Below are 22,514 nucleotides of genomic sequence, written 5' to 3' on the forward strand. Positions count from 1 at the left end.
CGCCTCGAGCCGAGGCAGCCGGAGCATATGCCGTACGTCTGCTACTACCCGATGGACAAGCGGCGCAACGCGGAGCAGAACTGGTACACGCTCTCGCTGGAAGAGCGGGCGGGACTGATGAGCGCACACGGCAAGGTGGGGCGCCGCTTCGGGGGCCGCATCATGCAGGTGATCAGCGGGTCCATGGGCCTGGACGAGTGGGAATGGGCCGTGACGCTGTGGGCGGCGGACCCTCTCGAATTCAAGGCCATCATCAGCGAGATGCGCTACGATCCGGCGAGCGCGGAATACGCCGAGTTCGGTCCCTTTCTGGTCGGGAAGCGGATGCCCGGAATGGAGTACGAGACGCTGCTTTCCGCCGTGCCCACGCCGTGAGCGAGGTGGCGGGGGGGAGGCCGGGTTCCCGGGAGCGGAGCGGAGCCGGTCCGGGAGAGGCGCCTCCCGTGAGGCTCTCGCGGAAGCTCACGATCGGGGACGTCGTCGCCGTGGCGCGTGGGGGCTCGCCCGTCCGCGAGCTGGACCGCGATGCGCGTGAGCGGGTGGAGGCGAGCCGCAGCACGGTGGTGGAAGCGCTCGCTCGGCCCGGGTCCCGGATTTACGGGATCACCACCGGCTACGGGTCTCTCGCCGGCACCCGCATCGAAGCGTCCGATGCGGCTCGGCTGTCGTGGAACCTGATTCTCAAGTGTGCGGCCGGGACGGGCCCGCCGCTGTCCGAGGACTGGGTGCGGGCCATGCTGCTCGTGCGGGCGAACTCGCTCGCCCTGGGAGCCTCGGGCGTACGCCCGGTGATCATCGACACGCTGGTCCGGATGCTGAATCGGGGAGTCACGCCGGTGGTTCCGGGCAAAGGCTCGCTCGGGGCGAGCGGGGATCTCGCCCCCCTCGCGCACATGGCGGCGGTCGCGACCCGTGCCCCGGAGCCGGATCAGGGCGTCGGCGGAGGCGAGGATGCGGCGGCTTTCAGCGGCGCAGCGTGGTTCGAGGGCCGTCGCATGGACGGAGCGAGCGCGATGGCGGCGGCGGGGATCTCCCGCCCGGGCGTGCAGGCGAAGGAAGGGCTGGCGTTGACGAACGGGACCACGATGATGGTCGCGGGCGCGGCGCTGCAGCTCCACGATGCCCGACGCCTGCTCCTCCACGCGGAGCTCGCGGCGGCGCTGAGCTGCGAGGCGCTGCTGGCCCGTTCGGCTGCGCTGCACCCGGCGCTGCACGAAGCGAACAACCAGCCGGGGCAGATTGGAACCGCGGCGAGGCTCCGATCGCTCCTCGCCGGGAGCAGGCTCGTCGACACGGACACCGACCGGGTACAGGATGCCTACAGCCTGCGCTGCACGCCGCAGGTCGTGGGTCCGGTTCAGGACATGGTGGGATTCCTTTGGGGGCGAGTGGAAGCATCGCTCAACGCGGTGTCGGACAATCCGCTGGTCTTCCCCGCCGAGGGACAGGAGGCGGGCGCAGTCGTGTCGGGCGGCAATTTCCACGGCGCGGGGCCGGCGCTGTGGCTCGATACACTGGGGATCGCGCTTACGGACGTAGCGAGCCTGTCTGACCGCCGGGTGTTCCGCATGCTCACGCCGGAACTCTCCGCGGGGCTTCCCGCCATGCTCGTGGAGTCTCCGGGGCTGCACGGCGGCCTGATGTCCCTGCAGTACACGGGGGCGGCGCTCGTGTCGGACAACAAGACGCTCGCGCACCCGGATTCCGTGGACTCGATCCCGACGAGCGCGAACCAGGAGGACCACGTGAGCATGGGAGCGAATGCGGCCCGGCACACGCGTGAGATCCTCGACAACACGCGCACCGTGCTCGCGATCGAGCTGCTGAGCGCCGCGCAGGCCGTCTACGTCCGTCCCCAGGGCCCTGGTCGACTGGGCGCCGGCACGCGGGCGGTATACGACGTGGTGCGCGAGTGCGTCCCTCCCGTGACCGAAGACCGTTCGCTGGCGGAGGATGTCGTGCGTCTGGAGGCAGCCATCGAGGAGGGGAAGCTGGAACGGGCGGCCACCGGCGCCCTGGGCGATCTCTGGCCCCCCGCACCCCTCTGAGCCCCGGGTGGCTCCTGTGCGAGCCCAATGTGAGCGAGGGGCGTGATCCAGGCAGGATGGCCCGCTTCGGGGCGGCGGTCGAGGAGAGCCCCGGAGTTGAACTCATCCACTGGTCGGCGGACCCGGATCACCACCGGATGGTGCTCGCGTACCGGGGCGCCCCGGATGCCGTGGTCCGCGCAACGTCCGCGCTCGCGGCGGCCGTGTACGCCGAGGTGGATCTGCGGCGGCAGCGGGGCCAGCACCCGCGGATCGGCGCGCTGGATGTCGTCCCCTTCGTGCGAGGCCCGGGCTGTGCCGAGGCCGATGCGCTCGGGGCAGCCCGATCCTTCGGCGAGTGGGCGGCGGCGCGCTCGGTCCCCGTCTTCTTCTACGAACGGGCGGCGGCGAATCCGGGCCGGGCTTCCCTGCCCGGCATCCGGTCCGGGCAGTTCGAGGGTCTGGCCGAAAAGTTGTCGAACCCCGAATGGAGGCCGGATCTCGGCCCTCGATCGCCCCATCCGTCGCTGGGGGCCGTCGTCGTCGGGGTGCGAGCGGCCCTCGTGCGTTTCAACATGAATCTCGATACGGAAGATCCCGGCCCGGCTCGGCGCATCGCCGCAGCGATTCGGGAGTCGAGCGGTGGGCTCCCGCATGTCCGTGCGCTCGGCATCCCGCTCCGGCGGCGGGGTTTGACGCAGGTGTCCATGAACCTGACGCGCCACGCGGTGACGGGCGTTAACACGGTGTACGAGCGGGTGGCCGCGGGGGCGCGGGCGGAAGGCGTTGCGCTCGCAGGCTGCGAGTTCATCGGTCCGGTACCGGCCGACGCCCTCCGCGGCCTCGACCCCGGACGGCTGGACGCGGACCTCGGACCGGGGCAGATATTGCAACTACCGGAGGCGGGAGACCGCGAACACGGAGGAGGCGAATGAAACCTGCCGGACCGATCCGGGCGCCGACGGGAACGACGCTTTCCTGCAGGGGATGGCACCAGGAGGCGGCCCTCCGGATGTTGATGAACAATCTCGACCCGGCAGTGGCGGAGCGGCCCGAGGACCTCGTCGTGTACGGCGGCGCGGGCAAGGCGGCGCGTAACTGGGCCGCATACGCGAAGATCGTGGAGACGCTGCGCCGGCTTGAGAACGATGAGACCCTCCTCGTCCAGAGCGGAAAGCCGGTCGGCGTGTTCCGCACCCACGACGAGGCGCCGCGCGTCCTCATCGCGAACGCCCACCTGGTGCCCCGCTGGGGGGATATCGATGAGTTCCGGCGCCTCGATGCACTGGGGCTCACGATGTACGGGCAGATGACCGCCGGCTCGTGGATCTACATCGGCACGCAGGGGATTCTCCAGGGGACGTACGAGACGTTCGCGGAACTGGCGCGGCAGCACTTCGGGGGTTCCCTTGCGGGGCGGCTCGTGGTGACCGCCGGCTTGGGAGGAATGGGGGGCGCCCAGCCCCTCGCCGCGACGATGAACGGAGGCGCGTTCCTCGGGGTCGAGGTCCAGGAGGACCGCATCCGCCGCCGCCTCGACACGGGTTACTGCGACCGGATGGCGACGGATCTCGACGAGGCGCTGGAGTTGCTCACCGCCGCCATGGAACGGCGCGAGGCACTCTCGGTGGCCCTGCTCGGGAACATCGCCGAGATCCTCCCGGCGCTGGTGGACCGCGGCGTCGTGCCCGACGTGCTCACGGATCAGACCTCGGCGCACGATCTCCGTCTCGGCTACATCCCCGCGGGCCTGTCCGTGGCCGAGGCCGAGGCGATGAGCACCTCGGACCCGGACGACTACGTCGAGCGCGTACTCGATTCGATGGTCGCGCACGTGTCCGCCATGCTCGCGCTCAAGGCAAGGGGCGCAATCGCATTCGACTACGGGAACAACCTCCGAGGGCAGGTGGCGGATCTGCGCGGGATGGCGGAGGCCTTCGAGATCCCCGGCTTCGTGCCGGCCTTCATCCGGCCGCTGTTCTGCCGAGGCGCGGGCCCCTTCCGCTGGGCGGCCCTTTCCGGCGACCCCGGCGACATCGCGGAGACAGATGACGCCGTGCTCGGAATGTTCCCGGAGAAGGAGGCCCTCGCGCGCTGGATCCGGCAGGCGCGCGAGCGGGTGCACTTCCAGGGGCTCCCCTCCCGCATCTGCTGGCTCGAGTACGGCGAACGGGCGGAGATGGGAGAACGCTTCAACTGGCTCGTGAAGACGGAGCGCGTGCAGGCGCCGATCGTGATCGGGCGCGATCACCTGGACACCGGCTCCGTGGCATCGCCGAATCGGGAGACGGAGGGGATGCGGGACGGCTCCGATGCGATCGCCGACTGGCCGCTGCTGAATGCGATGCTCAACACCGCCTGCGGGGCGAGTTGGGTGTCGATTCACAACGGGGGCGGCGTGGGCATCGGCTATTCTACGCATGCGGGCATGGTGTGCGTGGCGGACGGGACGGCTTCCGGCAGCCGGCGACTCGAGCGCGTCCTCACGGCGGATCCGGGGACCGGGGTCATGCGGCACGCCGACGCGGGATATCCGGAGGCGATCCGGACCGCCCGCGAGCGCGGCGTCGACCTGCCCATGCTCGAGTAGCCGCCGGTTCGCCGCCATGCCGCGCCTCGCGAACATCGGCTGTCTCGCCACCTGTGCGAACCCTGTCGGCCAGGAGGACATCGGCCTCATCCGCGACGCGGCGCTGGTGTGGCGGGATGGGGTCGTCCGCTGGGCCGGACGCGCCACGGCGCTTCCCGCGGAATACCGGCAGGAACCCGAGTGGAATGCCGGAGGGCGCCTTGTCATCCCGGGTCTCGTGGACGCGCATACGCACCTCGCCTTCGGTGGCTGGCGGGCGGGCGAGTTCTCCGACCGGATCCAAGGCCGGGACTATCTGGAGATCGCCGCGGCCGGAGGCGGGATCAGGTCCACCGTGCGGGCCACGCGCGCCCTCGACGAGGATACCCTCCTCGACCGGGCACGGGAGTTTCTCTCCGGGATGGTATCGCTCGGCGTCACGACCGTGGAAGCGAAGAGCGGGTACGGCCTGGACCTCGAGACGGAACTCCGACTCCTGCGCGTGTATCGGCGGCTCGATGAGAGCGGGCCTGTACGGATCGTCGCGACGTGCCTGGCCGCCCATGTCGTCCCTCCCGAATGGGCGGCGGACCGGGCGGGCTACGTCCGACTTATCACCGAGGAGGTCCTGCCCGCGGTGGCCGAGGAGGGCCTGGCCGCTTTCTGCGATGTCTTCGTCGAGGATTCGGCGTTCTCGGCGGACGAGGCACGGCAGATCTGTGAACGGGGATCCGATCTGGGGTTACGGCCGAAGCTCCACGTGGATCAGCTCACAGGCGGTGGCGGAGCCGAACTCGCGGCGTCTCTCGGGGCCGTGTCGGCGGACCACCTGGAGTACGTGTCGGAGTCCGGGATCGAAGCCCTGGCGCAAGCCGGCGTCGTCGGAGTCACGCTCCCCCTCGCGAGTCTCTACCTCGACCAGGCTCCGCCCCCGGCCCGGGCCCTCATCGATGGCGGTGTCGCAGTGGCGGTCGCCAGCGACTTCAACCCCGGCACGGCCCCATCCTACCACCTCCCCTTCGCCATGACCCTGGCCTGCGCACGTCAGCGCATGACCCCGGCTGAAGTCCTCAAGGGCACGACGCGGTACGCGGCCCGTGCGCTCGGCCGCGAACGCCGGGTCGGATCGCTGGAGCCGGGAGCCGCCGCGGATTTCGCAGTCATCGATGCCCCGGACGTGGAACACTGGCTCTACCACCTGCGGCCCAACGCGTGTGTCGCCGCGGTGATCGGCGGTGAAGCCCGACACGGAGTTCTGCCGAAAGCGTAGGCGGTGGCGCGACCCCCGAAGTCAGGCGCCGGGGTCCGCCACGGAGCCGAGTGGAGCGGTGCCCCCGTCCAACCCGATGACTGCGCGGTGCCAATCACCATCCGGTCGACGGATGAGGCGCAGCATCTCCGCTGCTGCGTCGAGCAGGTCTGCGGCAATCAGCTTTCCGCCGTAGCTCTCCCGGATCGTGCGCACGGGTGTGTGTCCGACGACATGAATGTCGGCTTCGAAACGCTCCAGGACGGTGTCGAGGTGGTCCCCCAGCGTGTCGGCGAGCACGAGATCCCGATACCAGAGCACGCTCTCCGGCCCGAAGAAGAAGTCGTACCGGCGGTAGATCTGGGCAGAATCGAGCCGCGTTTCGCGCGCGAACTCCCGGAGGAACCCTCCGTCCCGCCACCTCTTGAACAACGGCTCCGCGATGTAGGTCTCCAGGGTGTCCTGATATTCCTCGAGCGAATAGTCGACATACGCCGGACTCACGCCCCCGTGCGCGAAGAGCAGATCCTCCAGTCGAATCAACCCCGGCTTGGCGGCGATCCAGCGTCCGAGTATGGATGTGTCCAGATCGAACAGCGCCTCATAGGACATGCCGTGCCGGTCACCGATCGTCTGTTCCTTGGGCGCCACGTAGCGCAGGTCGGCGGACAGGACCATCACTTCGTGATTGCCGAGGAGCGTGACGACTCGGCCGCCGGCCGCGAGGGCCTCCCGTTCCAGGCCGTAGATGAACCAGAGGAGACGGGTGACGTCTTCCCCCCGGTCGAACAGGTCTCCGAGAAAGGCGACGACGGCGCGGCCGCCCGTCCAGCGCAGTTCCGCGTCGATCAGGCCGGCCAGGCCGAGGAGAGAGACGACGCGGTCGAACTCGCCGTGCACGTCTCCGAACACAAACACGGAGTCGTGGCCCCTGAGGTCGACCTCCGGCGATGGGGCTTCCATCCAGATCCGGGTCCGGTGAAGAGCCGCGGCCCCGCCGGTACCGTCCGCATGTTCCACTCCGTATTCCAGCGTGATTTCGGGTGCCCGTACCTGCAGTTGGGCCGCGTGGGCGTACCCCGGGTCGGTCGTCTGCTCAGCGACCACGCGTCCATTCACTATCAACCTAACGCGCCCGGACTGCTCTTCCTCCGTCAGCCAGCGCACTTCGAGGTCGCGGCCGGCAAGCGCGACGTGGAGTCCGTACTCCCCCTCGAAGCGCCAATCGGCCTGCCCCGTTCGCGGCGGAGACCCGCCCGGTGGCGTCACATGACCGGGAGCGGGAGCGGAGGCGCCGGTCCACCCCACCCCCGCGACGGCGACGGCACAGCCCAGCAGACCGGACATCCGACGCCGAAGCTTCAGGGGATCAGCCCGTAGCGGCCGTCATCAACCCACTCCAGTAAACGGGTGATGCGCCGGTGCATGGCCCGGATCTCGGATTCGGTGAGGCCGAGCTGGATCCGCTCCGCATCGCGGCGAACCCCGCGGCCGGGCTCGAGATTCTCCGTCCGCTCCACCTCCACGAAGTTTCCGTCCCGCAGTTCGAGCTGAACGAGGACCCCGAGGCGGTCCTGCAGCGCCTCTAGCGAAACGCTGCGCAGCCGGTCGATGGCGGAGGCCGGGTAGCGGTCGAGGCGCAGATCGCGCCACTGGGTGCCCCGGTCGCTCTCCTCGCTCGCGAACGCCACGCCGTTGTCGATGCTGAACACCCGGGGCCACGCGGGATCCATCGACTGCACGAAGTTCCCCCGGTTCGAGTCGCTGTGGCCGATGACGTAGGTGAGGAGATTGAAGTTCCCGAGGAGACGCTCGTAAACCTCGTCCGCCTCGAGCCGGTCGTCGTCGGGCAACTCGTCGGGTATCTCCACGCTGAACATCCAGTACTGGAGCGCGACGAGGGTCATCGGCCACTCGTCGAACGTACGTTCCGGCGGGTTGGCGGCGTCTCCCGTCCGGGCGACCGTGGCCTGGACGGCCTCGATCGGGAACGCGCGGATCGCGGTCGGAGGGACGACCCATTCCCGCTCGTCGAGGAAGAGCGTCTGGACTGCGTAGGCCGCCAGCTCGTAGCGGGGCCGGTTGTTGAACTCGTCCGCACCCTCGCCGGCCGGGGCGTACTTGATCTGGAGCACCTGCCCGCCGGACTGCAGCGTCACGCGATAGGTGCGCTCACCGGGAAGGCCGCGGGACGGCTGTACGTCGATGACCTGGATTTCCCCTTCGCGCAGGATCCCGTCGATCTCGGCGATGGGGAGGAGGAAGTTCGCGTCCTGAGCCGTCGCCGGGGCCGGCGTCGCAGCGGCGGCCGCCCCCGCGACGAAGACCAGGGCGCGGAACAGATCGGCGCATCGTATCATTCCGAAGTCTCCTTCCGTGCGGGACCCGTGGACTGGCGAAGCGGGAGCTGTACGTCGAACGTCGTCCCCCGTCCCGGTTCGCTCTCGACCGAGATGTCTCCTCCGTGCTGGTGTACGATCTGGAGGGTGATGGCGAGACCCAGCCCCATCCCGATCCGCTCACCCTTGGTTGTGAAGCCGGGCTCGAAGATCTCCGCGAGGACGTCGTGCGGGATGCCCCGGCCCGTGTCTGCGACGCGGACGTGCGCGTGGTCCCCTTCCGCGCGCGTCGCGATCGTGAGTACGCCGCCATCGTGCATGGCCTGGGCCGCGTTGTGCACGAGATTCATGAACACCTGGTTGATCCGGTTTGGATGACACACCACGGGCGGCAGATCCCCGAAGTCCCGGACGACCTCGATCTCCTTCAACTCGTGTGCCAGAAGGGCCAGCGTGCCCTCGATGCCTTCGTGAAGGTCCACGGGGCGTGCCTCGGAGGTCGTGGGCCGCCCGAAGTTCCGCAGGTTCTGTACGAGGTTCACCATGCGTTCCACGGCGATGCCGTTCGTTCGCAGCACCGATTCGGTGGCGCGCACGACGCGCCGGACTTCATCGAGTTCGTCCGGCGTTACGACTTCATCTTCGAGGATGTCCCCGAGCTTGAGGAGCGCGCGCTCGATGACGTGGTGGTTGCTGTTCAGCGCCCCCAACGGCGTGTTGAGCTCGTGAGCGATGCCGGCGACCAGGGTACCCAGCGTGGCCAGCCGGGCCTGGGTGATCTCCCGGGCCGTCGCCCCGATTCCCGGCTCGCTCACAGGAAGGCCTGGATCCAGCGCTGCCGGAGTCCGGCGAGTTCATCGTGTGCCGCTTCCAGTTCGGCGAGGCGCTCCGTCAGCACCCGAAAGAGCAGGCTTCGCTCGACGCCGTTGCGGATCGCGAAGGCCAGCGCGTCGTTGTCCCAGGGTTTCTCGAGATACTGGTAGAGACCCGCCTCGTTGATGGCCAGGATCGCGTTTTCCTTTTCGGCGTAGCCGGTGAGCAGGATCCGGGTCGCCTCCGGCCTCATCTCACGGGCCCGCGTCAGAAACTTCACACCATCGAGTTCGGGCATCATGAGGTCCGCCACGATCGCATGGACCGGTTCTTCCTCCAGGCGGGCGAGAGCGGCACGCGGGGACGTGAAGGGGAGCACGATGTGGTCGGTCTCGAGCTCGAGGAAGCCCTGAATCGCGCCGACGACCATGTCCTCGTCGTCGACGATCATCACGGTCCCGGCGTCCGGTGTCATCTCATCCATGTGGGATCATGTCATGGCCAGGCCGCGAACGCGACTCGCGAGCCCGCGGAGGAGGTCGAGACCGAGTTCCGGATGGTCGATCAGAAGGTCGCGGAAGTCCTCCCGGGTGATGCGCAGTACACGGGTGGATTCGATGGCGCGTGCTTCGACCAGGCTCGGGTGTTCGTCGATCAGGGCCCAGGTGCCGAATGCTTCGCCGTCACCGACGGCGATCGACCCTTCGCCCGCACCCTCCAATGAGACTTCGCCGTGGATGACGTGGTAGAGGGCGTCCGTGGGTTCTCCCCTGCGGATGAAGACCGCATCCGGCCGCACCTCGACCTCCCTCGCGATGGAGGCGAGGAGCGCGAGCTGCCGGCTCTTCACGCCCGAAAGGAGATCCACGCTCTGCAGGCGGAATACCTTCTCGATCAGTTCCATCTGTTCCTCGTCTCGTTCCCTCTTCGGGTCCTGTGCGCGGGCCCCCGCCCGCCGCGCAATCCGGCGGGCCGCCAGCGCCAATGCCGGCTCCGCCGGCACGAATCCATCGAGTGCGGAGGCCATCGTTTCGCGGGAGGTCTCGAAGGACGTCCAGAGCGCGCACCTCGCGATCCAGGCGTCCTCATCGTCCCACAGCTCCCGGAGTACCTCCTCCGCCTCGCGCGGGGCTACCTTTGGGGGTTCCTCCGCGAGCACCGGCCTGAGATCCGAGAACATAGAGTGTCCGACCGTGCTCTCGATCCACTCCAGCGCGTTTGCGCGGCGCCGCTGCCGTCCGCTCTCCAGGGCCAGGTAGCTGCGCCTCATCGCCTGTTCGGGATATACGAGCCCTAGCCACCGAAAGACACTCGCCCGCCGATCTCTCCGTGCCTCCTCGAGCGCCCGGAGGAGCAGCGCCCCCGGCATCGACGCCGGCACGCCCTCGAGCGCGGTGGCGGCGCGGGCGTAGCGCCGGGACGCCCTCACCTCGCGCTCCACGGCCTCGAGCACCCGGTCGGCCGGAAAGGTGAGGTGATCATGCTGCGTTCGCAGCCGGTGGAGCGACACCAAGGCCTGGTCGTCGAGGGCCTGCTCGGTCTCCGGCAGCAGGTAGGATGTGATGAGAGCGTCGATCGCCGCGTGGGTCGCGATTTCGCCAAGCACGACGGCCACGCCCCGCCGTACCCAGGGATCGGCAGCCGGATCGGAGAGCGCCGCGAGCAGCGGTGTGACGATCTCCTCGCCCCGCCCCGCGAGGCCGTCGCGTGCCGCGCTCCGGGTCCGGGGGAGCGCCAGGGATGCAATGGCTGCCTGCACCAGCGCCGGCTGCGGAAGCCGGGACGCGCTTCGCACGGCCGCCGCCGCCACGTCGTCCTGCGGATGGGCGACGAGTTCGAGCAGGACGCCCTCGACGGCGGGGTGCCCGGGCACGAGCCCCGCCGCCATCGCCAACTCGCGGGCGCCGGACGCATCGAGCTGCCCCCGTTCATGTTCCCGGAGCAGATGTTCGAAGCGGGGGGTGGCGATTCGTTCGGCCCGGGCGGAGCCGAAGTCGCTGAACAGGCAGTCGAGCGCGGCGGAGCGGGCGTTCGTCGACTCGGAGTTCAGAATCGGGATGAGGACGTCGCGCGCGCGCGGCGCCGCCTTCAGGGCGAGGAGCCGGGCGGCGGCCCGACGGACCCGGGAATCCGGATCCTCGAGCAGGGCACGCACCGCCTGCTCGTTCGAGAGCCCGGGAGCGCGCGACAGCGACCCGAGCGCCCGCGCCCGGAGTTCCGGATTCTCGTGTTCGAGCAGGCGGTACAGTTCGGGCGCGAGCGTCTCGATATCCTCCGGCGTGGCGCCGCGCAGCAGGTCGAAGGCGAATGCCACTTTCAGGGGCCGGTCGTCTGTCAGCGCGTCCCGCGCGAGAGCGAGGGCGCCCACGTCGGCCATCGACACGAAGGTTCCCCGCAGGCTCGCAAAGCGCCCCTCGAAGGATTCGGCCAGGCTCGTCACGTAGGACTTGCGCACCTTGAGGAAAGCGAGCAGAAGGATGCCTGCCAGAACCACCCCGGCGAACCCGATGATGATGAGCCGGCCGGTGATCGATACGCCCGCGAGCGCGATGGAGGGGATCGCGATGAGCACGCCGGAAAGCGCCTTCCCCAGACCCTTCTCCACCGCGACGTCGATGTAGGACTTCGCCTTGAGCTTGATGTCCTCCGGGACGGGGACATAGAGGATCTCGCGGCCGGTGCGCTCGGCGGAATAGCGGAACATCTTCTCCGTCGTCCGCGCCCCGACAGCCACGGCCAGCGCAGCTGTGGACAGCCACACCGCGGCGGCAACAGCGCCGGTCGCGAGGATCACCGCGATGGGGAAGATGATGACGGCGACCCCTGCGCCCCACCGCCGAAGGATCGGGCGCAGGGCGAGGAGGACGACGATCGGCAACCACTGGGTGAGGACATCCACGAAGGCCAGGAAGCCGGCGATCGCCCCCAGATCCGTAAAGACCTCGCGCGTGAGCGTGTTGTACTGGTAGTCGATGAACTGCTTGACGACGATCGTCAGGAGCACCGTGGCCGCGATGAGCCGCACCTGCGGGTTCGCCGCCATGCGCCTCAGGTCGCTGCGCTCGAGATCGGGATCCTCCGCGCGCGCGTATTCCGACGGTGGCTCGGGCGCCTCGCGGGACCACACGAGCGCGAGCCCGCCCGCCAGCGCGAGGAGCGCACCGCCCGCCACGAGGAGCAGGTTTTCGGACGGCCCTCCGCCGGACGTGAACACGGTCGTGAGCAGCGCACCGAGCGTGGCCCCGGCGGAACCCGAGGCGATGACGATGGGATAGGCGCGCTTCGCGTCGCGAGCATTGTAGAAGACCTGCGTCGCCATGTAGAAGTGCGTGACGAGCGAGGCCGCGAGCACGTCGTACCACCCGTAGAAGATGAGCCCGAACCACGCCTCGCCCGATTGATACAGCAGGCGGAAGGCGACCATGCTGAGGGCGAAGAAGGCGGCCGTCAGAGGGATGAGGCGGCGCCACGAGATGCGGTCCGCGAGGGCGTTGTAGATCGGCGCGACGACGACCACGGCGGCGCTGATGAAGTACACCTGGTAGAAATCGCCGGCCGCGAGTCCGGAAAGGGCAAAGGCCCTACGCAGGGGGCTCAGGATCCCGATGACGAAGAGGACGAGTGCGGCCAGCCCCATCATGGCGAAGAGCTTCCCCGCCCCCGGTCCTCCCTCGAAAATCCTGCCGATCCTCATGACCGCTCCCGGAGCGGGGTGGCTTCGACCCCCGGCACAGTCCATCTTGCGGCCCTTCGGGGCGTGGCGCAGTCCGGTAGCGCACCTGCTTTGGGAGCAGGAGGTCGGCGGTTCGAATCCGCCCGCCCCGATTGAACTTACGTGATTTGGGGAGTCCGATGTATGCCAATTATGTATGCTAATTGGAACCGATACCAACCCCCCGGTACTCCTCGATGGCTTTTCTGAGCCGGTTCTCGTCGGGCCTCTGATAGCACTGAAGCACGGTCTCGGCTGTCTTCCAGCCGCCCAGATCGCAGAGAACCTTGAGCGGCAGGTCCATGAGGTCGCTGGCGAATTTCCGCCTGAGCGAGTGCCACCCGCGACCGCGTTTGGGTTCCAGTTCCGCGTGCTTCTCGGCCCGCTTCCACCAGACCCGCGCCAGCGACCGGCTCATGCACGCGAACGGATCCTTCGGCGCGGGCATCACCGGCGTGTCCCCGATCCCGGGGTTGTGCCTCCGCGCTTCCGCCAAAGCGGCGAGCGCCTTGGAAGTGACCGGCGTCCGGTGTTCGTAACCGGTCTTCTCGTGCTCTCCCCGCCACCGGATGGTCCGGCCATCGCGGTCGATGTCAGCCCAGCGAAGCTGGCGGATGGCTCCGATTCGGTGCCCAGTCTCGTGGGCGAGCACCAAGGCCACTCGGAACCGCCAGTTCATCCCTCCCGCCACCCGGAGCAACGCCTCGTACTCCACCTGAGTGAGTATCACCCGGGTCGGGTTCTTCTCCTTGGGGAGCTTGAGGCCCCGAAGCGGGTTGGATTCGAGGAGGAGCCTCCCCTCCTCGTCCCGCGACTTGGCGGCCCAGTTGAGGATTGCGAGCAGGAATCTGAGGTCGTATTCGACCGTGCGGTTGGACACGGGCCCGCGGCTACCACCGGCATTTCCCGCGCGCCGCGCCCGGATGAATCGGTCCCAGTCACGCTGTGAGAGGGTCTTGGCCTTGCGGTGCCTCCCGAAGAACCGGAGAAACCTCTTCATCGCGGCCCGGTCGTACCTCTGAGACCGCTTCGCCTTGGTGGGCGTGACCTCGTCACCGTAGATGTCAAACAGCGTCTCCAGGGTGAGCGGCTCGGGCTCGGCGTCCGCCGGATCGCTGCGCGGCTCGGTGAGCCCGGCTGCGATCTCGTCGGCCTGCTGCTTGGCTTGGTCCCAGTCACGATGCCTGAGCGACCGGATCAGCCTGCGACCGTGTTCGCGCCACTGAACCTGCATGATGCCGGTCCTCGGATCAGGGAAGACCCGGACCCGGTTCCGGCCCCACTCACCGGCGCTGTAGGAGCGCCGGCCCTTCTTCGTGCGTCCCATCATTCGATTCCCTTCTGGATGATGGAGTGCACGATCTGCACGTTTGAACGTTCGCGTGGACGGGCGGATTCCGCCAGTCTCGGCTCGGACGGCGCCTTTAGGGGAAGGTGCCTGCGGGCGATTCTGGGTGCGTTGGGCCTTCCGGCGTTGGGGATCTTGCCGTCGCGCACGAGGCGTCCGAGGTGGGTGGCGGTGTATCCGCTCTCCCGGGCCGCGTCGGTCAGCGTCAGCGTCGTTTCGTCGCGTTCCTGGATCGTGCCTTCGAGTTCGTCGGCGCAGCGTTCGAGCGCGGTGGCGAGCGCTTGGCCGCCGTATCTGCGGAGTGTCTTAGCCTGTCGCCGCCAGGCGTCGGGTAGCTTCCTGATCGAGGGTTGGCTGGTCCTGGTCATGAGCAGACCTGCATGTCAGAGGTTGGGTGGGGCCGGTGGTTTCGGACTGGCCGCACTGCGGGCGCGGCGTCGGTAGGGGCGAGACCGGAAGGAGGAGAGCTTCGACTCGGCCGCGGCCCGGGTGGGGCCTCGGGTAGCCCGTTGGGGGTGCCGGGCAATCGGGACTGCCGGGTGTGGTCCGCGGGTGGGTATGCCCGAGCGGGCATCGGGGATGCGGAATCGCGGCATGATCCGGCACGATCGGGCGAATTCGGCGCGAAAATGTCGTCTTTGGGACCGAATGGGACGGATGCGGCGCTTCCGTAGGTTTCCCTTGCGTACGCGCGCGCCCACGGCACAACCCAACCAATGGGTCTATTCGGTCCCAACCGTCCCATTCAGGCCTCCCGGCACCCACGCCAGATTCTTGAACTGCCGCGCTTTGAGCGTTTGCAGTCCCGTCTCCGCAGTTCCGCGGCGATCGCACGGACGGAGGGCACGGCCCCGAGCCCGTTGTCGTCGAAGTAGTCGGTCAGCATCTCCCGTATTCTCTTTGCCGGAACCGAGGCGTAGGCGTCGCCGAACGCGAACAGCGTGTTGAGCGCTTCGCCCAAGGGATCCATGCTGTCGAAGAGGTCCGCGGTCGCGGTCTCGATGCCCTGCGGGAGCGTGGGCGCGATCCAGGGCTTGCCCGCCTGATGCCGCTGCCAGCCGGCGTTCGCTTCGCCGACCATGCGGGCCAGGATGCGCGGCGCCTCCTGCCAGAGCGTCTCGGGCAGTCGTTCGTCGGGTCGTCTGGCAGTTGTACAGGGAATGACGACGAGTCGTCGCTTGAGTCCGGAGTCCCACCCCGGCAGCCGGGGCTCGGCGTTGCCGTAGAGCATGAGCTTGGCGGTGGGGCGGAAGGAGTAGCCGTCGGCGCGCATCCGGTTGGCGCGGATCGTGTCGGCGCCGGTGAGCGCCTTGAAGAGTCCGGCCTTGAGTCGGCCCGAGCTGGGGATTTCGGCGGCTGAAGCGAACCGCGATCCGTCGAGCGCGGTCATCCATTCCGGGTGGCGGTCGGAGGTTCCGCGTGCGGAGACGAGTCCGTCGGGCGGGATGCGGGCGGCGTAGTCGCCCATGATGCGCGTGAGCAGTTCGACGAGCGTGGACTTGCCGGCGGCGCCGCGTCCGTAGAGGAAGACGGCCCGGTGGACGACGGTCTGTCCGGTGAGCAGGTAGCCGAACCAGCGCCAGAGCCACTGGACGACGTCCGCATCGTCTCCGCACATCTCGCGCAGGAACGCATCGAACCGTTCGGTCTCGCCGCCCGCCGGCGCGCACCCCAGGGAGCGCGTGACCCCGTCCTCCCTCCGGGCTGGCCGGTCCTCGATCCGCCCGAGGTCCACCACCGCGCGGCCAGGCAGGCCGCACAGCATGGGATCGGCGTCCGGCCGCAGCTCGGGTGCATGGGCGTAGAGGATATCGAGAGCGGCGCGCGCGACTTTGGTGCGGGCGCGCTTGCCGCCGATGTTCCAGACCCGCGCGACCGCCTTGCCCGGACTGGCCCGGCCGGACCCGGACACCCAGACGGAGCCTGTCCAGTAGAGGCGCGCGCGCCCGGGTCCCAGCGCGAGGTCGGCCAGCACACCCCGGCGCACGCATTCGCGGACGAGGCGAACCTCGCCGCCCAGCTCCTTCGGCGCTGCGCCCATGACGGCGGCGTCCACGATCCTGCACAGCTTTGCCGCTTTCTCGGCTTTGGCGGCTTTGGCTCTCGCTTCCGCGAGGATCCGGTCCCGGTGGGGATCCCTCCGGCCGATGGGTCCGTTGGCGATCTCCTCGGTCAGCGCAAGGTCCCTCCGCGCGCGTCTGGCCCGTGCCTCGTACCAGTCGGAGGGCGGGGTGCCGGGCCGGTATCCGAGTGCCTCGCACATGGCCTTGAAGTGCTGCGGATCGCCGGGATGTTTGCGGCAGTGGAAGTATCCCGAGGGCGAGACCCGGAACCGGTCCTCGCCACCGCAGGCCGGACAGGGTCCGCGCCATTCCTTGCCGCGCGCATCAAGGCGTTGGCCGGTTGAGTGCAGGTAGTACCGGGCCACCTGGGCCTGCGTCCGTCCCGAGCGGTTCATGGTTGGCCAACTGCACTCGGTTGGCGCGTTTTCGGATCCTCGTCGCAGCGCCAGCATCGCGGCTGGTTCGAGGTGCGGACGAGATCGGCGATGCGGCCGCACGGGCAGCGTCCCATGCCGCCGCACACCGGGCAGGCGGGCGCCAGGGGCGGGACCCTTGCGCCACAACGAGTACAACGGGAGCGGGCGCTCATTCCCAGTCTCCTTGCGTGTCCCTCCGCAGCGCCTCGATGAGGTCCGCATCCCCCTCGCCGCGCCGCACGGACCGCTCGGCGAGATCGACGCGGCTCCCGAGGTCGGCGAGTCCGGTGGTTCGGGCAACGACGTAGATCGCGGCCGCGACGACGGAGAGCGCGAGCACTGCGTGCAGCACAAGTGCGATGCCGTGGTTGGCGAGGATGGCGGGCCAGTGGGGCGCGAGGTAATCGAGGCGGGAGCCGCCGAGCAGGAATGCGGAGCCTGCGATGGCGGCGGTGAGTCCCGCGCTGATCTTCCAAGGCTGCATTGGATGCCTCCCGTGTGGTCAGATTTCGACTGAGGCCGGGTCTCGGTCGACTGGCCCCCTGAGCCAGGAGCCGTTGTCGCTTCCTCCGAGCCCGAGCTTTCGTAGCAGTCCCGCCGCGGCCGGGCCGTTGGCGTGCATGGCGAACCCGGCGGCGGCCTTCGCGCGCAGTGCCGGTTCGCGGTAGTTGCCGGAGACGGCCTCGACGTTGACGCGGCCGGTCCGGCCACCGGCGTCCTCGTACTCGATCTGCGCGTCCGGGTAGAGCACCTTGCCGTGTTCATCGAGTGGAAGGCTCAGTTCGCGGGCGATGCGGCGGCGTTCGTCATCGGCGGCCTGCTTGCCGTGCTTGAGCCGGGCGGCCTCGCTCGCCCGCGCGACGGCGCTCTTGAGTTCGGCATCGAGCCGGACGCGCTTTACTGCGGCGCCCTGCTCGGCGAGGCGTTGCCGTTCCCTCCATGCGGCGCGGTAGATGGCGGTGTCGTGGCCTGCCTCGGCGGGCTTCATGCGTTGGGTTCCGATCCGCTGTGCGGGATCGATCCCCCGCCGGGAGGCTTTCCTCCGGGCCTCGACGACACCCTCGCGGGTGAGCGAGAGGACCTTGAACGAGTTGCCCTTCGGTCCGGTGGCCCGGTGCTCTTCGACCCATCCTTTGCGGATCCAGTCGTTGACGGCGCGGCGGGTGGTGTGGGGGTGGCCGCCGAAGCGTGCCTCGGCGAGGTCGCGGTAGGAGACCGCGCCGAAGACGCCGATGTCGGTCAGCGCCCCGTCGCAGCGTTCGGGGAAGGAGATGGACCCGCGCGCCCGGTCCGCGGCGTATTCTCGGCGGTGGCCTTTCCGCATGCGTTCGCGATTGCGATTGCGGCTGGGTGGCGCGGCGGGGCGCGGGTCCGGTTCGGCCGTGCGGTCGAACGTCTCTCTCCCTCTCACGGGTCAGCGGCTCGGTCCAAAGCCGCGCTCGGGGACCGGGATCCTCGGCACGTGTACTTGGATCCGCTGCGGTCCCTGCGCGGGTGTGCGGACCGCCGCGACGGCCACGGGGTCGCGTGCGGCAATGCGTTCGCGGTGCCGCACCAGCACGAAGTCGGAGATCTTCTGCGCGTCCGCTGCGGCGCGCCGGATCTCGCGCGGGTCCTCTTCGAGCGCCTGGACCCAGCCCTCGACGTAGGCCGCGCCCCGGCTTGGGTCGTGTCCGACGCCGACGCGCTCACCGGTCATCATCGCGCTGATCTCGGCCCTCAGCTCCTCCCTCGCGTACTGGGCCGAACCGAACCCGCCGTCGATCCCTTCGATGAGGGTCTCGCGGTTCATCCGGTCCTTGTGGCCGGTGCTGTGGCCCAACTCGTGAAGCGCGGTCTGGTAATAGTGGTTGGCGGAGGGGAACTGGCCGCGCTTGGGCAGCACGATCTCGTCGCGCTTCATGTGGTAGTAGGCGCGGTCGCCCTGGATGTGGCGGACCGGCACTCCAGCGTCGTCCATGACCCGCTCGGCGTCCTGATGGGTCTTCCAGAGCGGCTCGGGCGTAGGGTTGGCGCGCTCGGGCAGCCCGTCGGCCTGCTCGGCGTTGAACACGGTGTACTGCCGGACGTAGGGCGTCTTGAGCTTCTCGTAGCGGTAGAGCTTCTTGCCCTCGGCGTTCCTCCTGGGCCGCCCGCGCTCGTCGGTCACGGCGATGCGCTTCTTGTCCTGGAAGGAGAGGATGCGCGTCCCGCGCTCGCCCTTCCTCACCTGCCCGCCCTGCTTCTGGATCTGGCGGTAGGTGCCCCAGCGCACATCGCCGTAGCCTTCGCTCTGCTGCATGGCGGCAAGGTGCAGGCTGTTGCCGCCCCGGTAGGAGCGGTCGGTGTCCACGTTCCTTGGCATGACGAGCTCGCCCGGGGCCCAAGGTTTCTGCCAGGGCGCGGTGCCTCGCCTGATCTGCTCGATGATCGTGTCGGCGAACTTGCGGTGGTACTCGTCGTGCTTCATTCGTCCACCTCCTCGCCGGCGGGGCCGTACGGATCGTCCCAAGCAGCCGCGATCTCGTCCTCGGTCCCAACGTCCTCGGCGAAGAGGCCGTACTCCCCGGCCAGATCGGCCAGGACCTCGAGCGTCTCGCCGCCGTCGCGCGCGAGTTCCCGGTCGAAGTCCTCGAACGTGTCGATGGGGATGATTTCGATGGGGATGGTTCGGCCATTCCAGCTCATGCGTTCACCTCCTTATGAAGGGTGGGTATGGGTTCCGGTCTCCGGTTGCGCTCCCGGCGGCGCGGTGATCCAGCGGCCGGCCGTCGCGTCGTATCCGCAGACTTCGAGCGCGTCCTCGACGAACCGCCGGCCGCTGCGGCGGGCCACGTGCAGCACGAGCGAGATGCCGTCGACGACGCCCCGGCAGGTGACCTCCCAGGGCAGCGCGTCCCCGGCCTGCATGGCGCAGCTCGCGAGCCGCGAGAGCGCGGAGCGCGCGTTGTTGGCGTGGATGGTGGTGAGCGACCCGCCGTGGCCGGTGTTGAGCGCCTGGAGCAGATCGGCGGCCTCGCCGCCCCGGACCTCGCCGACGACGATGTGGTCGGGCCGGTGGCGGAGCGCGTGGCGCACCAGGTCGCGGATCTCGACGGGGGTCTCCGACTGAGTGGCTCCGGCCTCGAACCTCAGGCAGTTGGCGCGGTCGATCCTGAGTTCGAGCGTGTCCTCGATGGCGACGATCCGCTCGTCCTCGGGCAGCAGTTCGATCAGCGCGTTCAGGAGCGTGGTCTTGCCCGAGCCCGTGCCGCCGGAGACCAGGATGTTCTGGCGGGACGCAAGCGTGCTCCGGGCGGCTTCGAGGATGTCTTCGGGCAGCGATCCCAGGCGCACCAGGTCCTCCGCCGAGAACGCGCGCCCCCCGAACCGGCGGATGGTGATCGCGACCTCTGGACTCGCGGGCGGCGTGCAGATGGCGACCCGCGATCCGTCTTCGAGCCGGGCGTCCAGGACGGGCCGAGCGGCCGGATCGAGCCCGAGCGGGCGGGCGATGTGGATGGCGGCGCGGTGGAGCCACGCGGACGTGAGGTCCGGTGCTGGGTGGGGTTCCAGTTTCCCGCCCCGCTCGACCCAGACGTTGCGGGGTCCGTTGATCATGATCTCGGAGACTTGCCGGTCTTCGAGCAGCCCCTTCAACCCCGGCAGGAACGGAGCGAGATGGCCGACACCGCTGGCGCGCTTCATATCCGCCCCTCCTCGCGCTGTTGCCAGTAACCCGTCTCCTTCGGCAGGTAGTGCGGTTTCAGGTAGACGCGGCGTGCGGGGAGCGACTTCACGCCGTCGTAGGGCAGGCAGATCGCCTGGTAGTTGGCGAGCAAAGTGAACTCGCGGGGCGTGAACACCGGCTCCCTCTGCCGGCGGAACGACTTGCTCGCGCCGATGGTGCCGCGTCCGCCGCCCGCCCGCCCGGACAGCAGCGAGAACTCGGGCCTGCCCGTGGTCTCGGTGAACGTGTAGGAGGGCTGGGTCTTCATGACCGAGCCGCACATCTCGGACGCGATCTTGGCCGACGCCTCGTCGGAGAGCGAGAGGAAGATCCGGGTGCGGAGCGTCTGGACAAGCGTGCGCCACGCCTCTCCAGACGGCAGTACGGAGCGGAGCGAGGAGATCGACTGCGTGGCCACGATCGGGATGCAGCGGCACTGCCGGGTGAGCGCGAACGCCCTCTCGTCACCGGAAGGATCGTCCTGGCCCACGGTGGCGAACGCCTGGTATTCATCGCAGATGAACACGGCGGGCCGCATGTAGCGGTCCGGCCGCCGTGCCGCCTCGGCGGGTCTTCGGAGCAACGCCTGCATCCACGCACTCTTGAGCAGCACGCCGATGGCGCGGGCGAGCGCCGGGTTCGCGCCCGCGGGCATGTTGAGCGCGAGCACCTTGCCGCCCTCGATCAACTCGGAGAGCGGGGGCAGCCTCCGGCGGAGCCCATCCATGGGCGGACCCTTCTCGTCGTCGTCGGCCTCACCGCCGCCCTTGGGTTCCGGCTTGGCAGTCTCCGGCGGCGGCGGGCAGAACACACCTGCCACGTCCGGCTGGTCGAAGAGCGAGAGGAAGACGCTGATCCCCTCGACGATCGAGGTGCAGAGCTTCGCGTCCAGCTTCGACCAGTCCTTGTCGTACCACCGGTCAATGGCGTCGACCCGCTCCCTGAACTCGGAGACTCCACCGCCCCCAGCCGCCTCCACCTCGTAGGTGACCTCGAGCTTCGCGAGCTTGGCCCGAAGCTCTGCGTCCAGCCGCGAGCGCACACGGTCGTCGCCGTCCTCCTCCCAGTCCCACTTCTTGAGCGCACCGGCGTGGGAGATCATGTCTTCCTTGGCAAGAACGGCGTCCACCGGGGATACCTGATCGGCGATCTTCTGGGCCGCGCCGATCATTTGGGCCAGGAGCTGCGCGTCCACGGTGCAGCGGTAGATGTCCTGGAGCGTGACCCAGCCGCCGGGGAAGAGCCGGTGCAGCTCGATGATCCAGCGCACGAGGTTCGTGTACGCTTGCTGCCAAAACGGTTCGCGAGACTTGCCGAAGAGCTGGTTGATGAGCGACGCGACGCCGTAGGCGAGCGAGTAGGAGTCGAGCAGCGGATCATCGAGCGGGTTCCACTGGACCAAGCCGCCGAGCCCGATCTCTAGGTAGTCCTCGCCGCGTCCGGCGTCTTCGAGGATGCCCCGGACCTGGTGACAGAAGTCACCTTTGACCTCGAGCACGAGCGCGCCCGCGCGCTGTCCGGGATCGCCGGCTTGCCAGGAGAGGATCTGGCGGGCGAAGGGATACATGCAGCCGCTGGTCTTGCCCGTGCCGACGGCGCCCACGATGAGGGTGCCGGTGTAGAGTCCCTTCTCGGGGATCACGAGCCAGGACGGTTGCTCGCTCTCGCGCGGAACGGTCGGATGATGCAGCTCGCCGATTACGAGAGCGGGCGCTTCGTCCTCGGGCGACACGGGCCACTCGGGCAGCTTGCCCCGGCGCTTGAGGCGGAAGAGCGGCTGGAGCCAGACGCGCCAAACGGACAGCGCGAACGAGCCCGCGAGCACGACCAGGACGGCGGGCCATGCGTAGTGCCAGACGCGGATGGCAGCGTGCAGACCCGAATCGTGCGACGCGATCAGGTCGAGGTACGGGTTCGTGCCTGAGGTTGGGAACGGCGCCCTGAGCGCGTGGCCGCCGACCGCGCCGACGGCGCTCCCGATGATGGCGAGGGTACCGTACCTCATCGGAGATACACCCTTCCGGGACGGACTGCTGGCTGGGAGTGACCCCGGAGCGGAGGGGAGGATGGGGCTGTCCGGCTCCATCCGCCCCGGCGCCAATCGAGGTTTGCCGAGATGGGGGGTCGCTCCCAGCCACCTCCAAAGAACGCAGACTGGCGCCGGCGCTCCCTCTGTCGTAACGTAACCGCAAGCGCGCCAGCGACATGGACGGCCAGGGCCGTGTCCGGCCAAACGGCGAATTCGTGTCCGGCGACCCCCGAAGTGAGCCGGACACGCAGGAGTCGCCAC

At 69.0% G+C, this 22,514-nt stretch carries 19 protein-coding genes and 1 tRNA gene (1 of these 20 cut by a window edge); 6 read left to right on the forward strand and 14 right to left on the reverse strand.

What is annotated here, in order from left to right; genetic code table 11:
- The 5 genes from ACOOGH_RS05940 to hutI form a co-directional block, all read left to right on the forward strand.
- On the forward strand, positions 1-375 hold the end of the coding sequence (locus ACOOGH_RS05940) for a chlorite dismutase family protein (protein WP_420448043.1). The gene continues 471 nt to the left of window position 1, outside the view; 375 of the gene's 846 nt are visible here — the last part of the coding sequence; the start codon falls outside the window, past its left edge; it ends in the stop codon at positions 373-375.
- A 68-nt stretch (positions 376-443) separates the two neighbouring features.
- Positions 444-2,048 carry a histidine ammonia-lyase gene (gene hutH / locus ACOOGH_RS05945; RefSeq protein ID WP_420448044.1) on the forward strand — a complete coding sequence of 535 codons (1,605 nt, stop codon included), beginning with the start codon at positions 444-446 and terminating at the stop codon, positions 2,046-2,048.
- Positions 2,049-2,062: 14 nt separating this feature from the next.
- Positions 2,063-2,962, forward strand: a complete 900-nt coding sequence (ftcD, locus tag ACOOGH_RS05950) for a glutamate formimidoyltransferase (RefSeq protein ID WP_420450074.1) — start codon at positions 2,063-2,065, stop codon at positions 2,960-2,962.
- Entirely contained in the window at positions 2,959-4,617 is a 1,659-nt protein-coding gene (gene hutU, locus ACOOGH_RS05955; protein ID WP_420448045.1) for a urocanate hydratase, read from the forward strand. Before ftcD ends, hutU begins: the two co-directional genes overlap by 4 nt.
- A 16-nt stretch (positions 4,618-4,633) precedes the next feature.
- The gene (gene hutI / locus ACOOGH_RS05960) at positions 4,634-5,866 is read left to right on the forward strand and encodes an imidazolonepropionase (protein ID WP_420448046.1); all 1,233 of its coding nucleotides are present in this window, start codon (positions 4,634-4,636) and stop codon (positions 5,864-5,866) included.
- A gap of 21 nt (positions 5,867-5,887) precedes the next feature.
- Here hutI and ACOOGH_RS05965 read toward each other — a convergent pair whose 3' ends face one another.
- Genes ACOOGH_RS05965 through ACOOGH_RS05985 form a run of 5 tightly spaced genes read right to left on the reverse strand, consistent with a single transcriptional unit; the run spans position 5,888 to position 12,691 of the window.
- Positions 5,888-7,192 carry a metallophosphoesterase gene (locus ACOOGH_RS05965; RefSeq protein WP_420448047.1) on the reverse strand — a complete coding sequence of 435 codons (1,305 nt, stop codon included), beginning with the start codon at positions 7,190-7,192 and terminating at the stop codon, positions 5,888-5,890.
- Between the two features lie 14 nt (positions 7,193-7,206).
- Positions 7,207-8,205, reverse strand: coding sequence for a hypothetical protein (locus ACOOGH_RS05970; protein WP_420448048.1), 999 nt, complete (start codon positions 8,203-8,205; stop codon positions 7,207-7,209).
- The gene (locus tag ACOOGH_RS05975; protein ID WP_420448049.1) at positions 8,202-8,999 is read right to left on the reverse strand and encodes a sensor histidine kinase; all 798 of its coding nucleotides are present in this window, start codon (positions 8,997-8,999) and stop codon (positions 8,202-8,204) included. The genes ACOOGH_RS05970 and ACOOGH_RS05975 overlap by 4 nt, the downstream gene beginning before the upstream one ends.
- Positions 8,996-9,481 (reverse strand): response regulator, encoded by a 486-nt coding sequence (locus tag ACOOGH_RS05980; RefSeq protein ID WP_420448050.1) that lies wholly within the window; start codon positions 9,479-9,481, stop codon positions 8,996-8,998. The genes ACOOGH_RS05975 and ACOOGH_RS05980 overlap by 4 nt, the downstream gene beginning before the upstream one ends.
- A 6-nt stretch (positions 9,482-9,487) precedes the next feature.
- Positions 9,488-12,691, reverse strand: a complete 3,204-nt coding sequence (locus ACOOGH_RS05985; protein ID WP_420448051.1) for a HEAT repeat domain-containing protein — start codon at positions 12,689-12,691, stop codon at positions 9,488-9,490.
- A gap of 57 nt (positions 12,692-12,748) precedes the next feature.
- On the opposite strand from ACOOGH_RS05985, the gene ACOOGH_RS05990 reads away from it, so the two are divergent.
- A tRNA-Pro gene (locus tag ACOOGH_RS05990) sits at positions 12,749-12,822 on the forward strand.
- A 47-nt stretch (positions 12,823-12,869) separates the two neighbouring features.
- Here the strand turns inward: ACOOGH_RS05990 and ACOOGH_RS05995 are convergent.
- The 9 genes from ACOOGH_RS05995 to ACOOGH_RS06035 all read right to left on the reverse strand — a co-directional run bounded on the left by ACOOGH_RS05995 (position 12,870) and on the right by ACOOGH_RS06035 (position 22,229).
- Positions 12,870-14,039 carry a tyrosine-type recombinase/integrase gene (locus ACOOGH_RS05995; protein WP_420448052.1) on the reverse strand — a complete coding sequence of 390 codons (1,170 nt, stop codon included), beginning with the start codon at positions 14,037-14,039 and terminating at the stop codon, positions 12,870-12,872.
- Positions 14,036-14,425 carry a hypothetical protein gene (locus ACOOGH_RS06000; RefSeq protein WP_420448053.1) on the reverse strand — a complete coding sequence of 130 codons (390 nt, stop codon included), beginning with the start codon at positions 14,423-14,425 and terminating at the stop codon, positions 14,036-14,038. The genes ACOOGH_RS05995 and ACOOGH_RS06000 overlap by 4 nt, the downstream gene beginning before the upstream one ends.
- A 377-nt stretch (positions 14,426-14,802) precedes the next feature.
- Positions 14,803-16,515 (reverse strand): phage/plasmid primase, P4 family, encoded by a 1,713-nt coding sequence (locus ACOOGH_RS06005; protein WP_420448054.1) that lies wholly within the window; start codon positions 16,513-16,515, stop codon positions 14,803-14,805.
- A gap of 190 nt (positions 16,516-16,705) precedes the next feature.
- Positions 16,706-17,020 (reverse strand): hypothetical protein, encoded by a 315-nt coding sequence (locus ACOOGH_RS06010; protein WP_420448055.1) that lies wholly within the window; start codon positions 17,018-17,020, stop codon positions 16,706-16,708.
- An 18-nt stretch (positions 17,021-17,038) separates the two neighbouring features.
- A complete protein-coding gene (locus tag ACOOGH_RS06015) occupies positions 17,039-17,947 on the reverse strand; it encodes a hypothetical protein (protein WP_420448056.1) in 909 nt (302 codons plus the stop codon).
- Between the two features lie 3 nt (positions 17,948-17,950).
- Positions 17,951-18,985 (reverse strand): ArdC family protein, encoded by a 1,035-nt coding sequence (locus ACOOGH_RS06020; RefSeq protein WP_420448057.1) that lies wholly within the window; start codon positions 18,983-18,985, stop codon positions 17,951-17,953.
- Positions 18,982-19,203 (reverse strand): hypothetical protein, encoded by a 222-nt coding sequence (locus ACOOGH_RS06025; RefSeq protein WP_420448058.1) that lies wholly within the window; start codon positions 19,201-19,203, stop codon positions 18,982-18,984. Before ACOOGH_RS06025 ends, ACOOGH_RS06020 begins: the two co-directional genes overlap by 4 nt.
- A gap of 12 nt (positions 19,204-19,215) precedes the next feature.
- Positions 19,216-20,202: a CpaF family protein gene (locus tag ACOOGH_RS06030; RefSeq protein ID WP_420448059.1), complete on the reverse strand. Its 987-nt coding sequence runs from the start codon at positions 20,200-20,202 to the stop codon at positions 19,216-19,218.
- Positions 20,199-22,229, reverse strand: coding sequence for a type IV secretory system conjugative DNA transfer family protein (locus ACOOGH_RS06035; protein ID WP_420448060.1), 2,031 nt, complete (start codon positions 22,227-22,229; stop codon positions 20,199-20,201). Before ACOOGH_RS06035 ends, ACOOGH_RS06030 begins: the two co-directional genes overlap by 4 nt.
- Between the last annotated feature and the right edge of the window lie 285 nt (positions 22,230-22,514).

This window comes from Candidatus Palauibacter sp. (assembly GCF_965213655.1).
In the GTDB taxonomy this organism is placed as follows: domain Bacteria; phylum Gemmatimonadota; class Gemmatimonadetes; order Palauibacterales; family Palauibacteraceae; genus Palauibacter.

Bases quoted from the DNA above. Each gene is read 5' to 3' on its own strand.
- hutU (WP_420448045.1), top strand. From the start codon at position 2,959: ATGAAACCTGCCGGACCGATCCGGGCGCCGACGGGAACGACGCTTTCC.
- hutI (WP_420448046.1), top strand. From the start codon at position 4,634: ATGCCGCGCCTCGCGAACATCGGCTGTCTCGCCACCTGTGCGAACCCT.
- ACOOGH_RS05965 (WP_420448047.1), bottom strand. From the start codon at position 7,192: ATGTCCGGTCTGCTGGGCTGTGCCGTCGCCGTCGCGGGGGTGGGGTGG.
- ACOOGH_RS05970 (WP_420448048.1), bottom strand. From the start codon at position 8,205: ATGATACGATGCGCCGATCTGTTCCGCGCCCTGGTCTTCGTCGCGGGG.
- ACOOGH_RS05980 (WP_420448050.1), bottom strand. From the start codon at position 9,481: ATGGATGAGATGACACCGGACGCCGGGACCGTGATGATCGTCGACGAC.
- ACOOGH_RS05985 (WP_420448051.1), bottom strand. From the start codon at position 12,691: ATGAGGATCGGCAGGATTTTCGAGGGAGGACCGGGGGCGGGGAAGCTC.
- ACOOGH_RS05995 (WP_420448052.1), bottom strand. From the start codon at position 14,039: ATGATGGGACGCACGAAGAAGGGCCGGCGCTCCTACAGCGCCGGTGAG.
- ACOOGH_RS06000 (WP_420448053.1), bottom strand. From the start codon at position 14,425: ATGACCAGGACCAGCCAACCCTCGATCAGGAAGCTACCCGACGCCTGG.
- ACOOGH_RS06005 (WP_420448054.1), bottom strand. From the start codon at position 16,515: ATGAACCGCTCGGGACGGACGCAGGCCCAGGTGGCCCGGTACTACCTG.
- ACOOGH_RS06010 (WP_420448055.1), bottom strand. From the start codon at position 17,020: ATGCAGCCTTGGAAGATCAGCGCGGGACTCACCGCCGCCATCGCAGGC.
- ACOOGH_RS06020 (WP_420448057.1), bottom strand. From the start codon at position 18,985: ATGAAGCACGACGAGTACCACCGCAAGTTCGCCGACACGATCATCGAG.
- ACOOGH_RS06025 (WP_420448058.1), bottom strand. From the start codon at position 19,203: ATGAGCTGGAATGGCCGAACCATCCCCATCGAAATCATCCCCATCGAC.
- ACOOGH_RS06030 (WP_420448059.1), bottom strand. From the start codon at position 20,202: ATGAAGCGCGCCAGCGGTGTCGGCCATCTCGCTCCGTTCCTGCCGGGG.
- ACOOGH_RS06035 (WP_420448060.1), bottom strand. From the start codon at position 22,229: ATGAGGTACGGTACCCTCGCCATCATCGGGAGCGCCGTCGGCGCGGTC.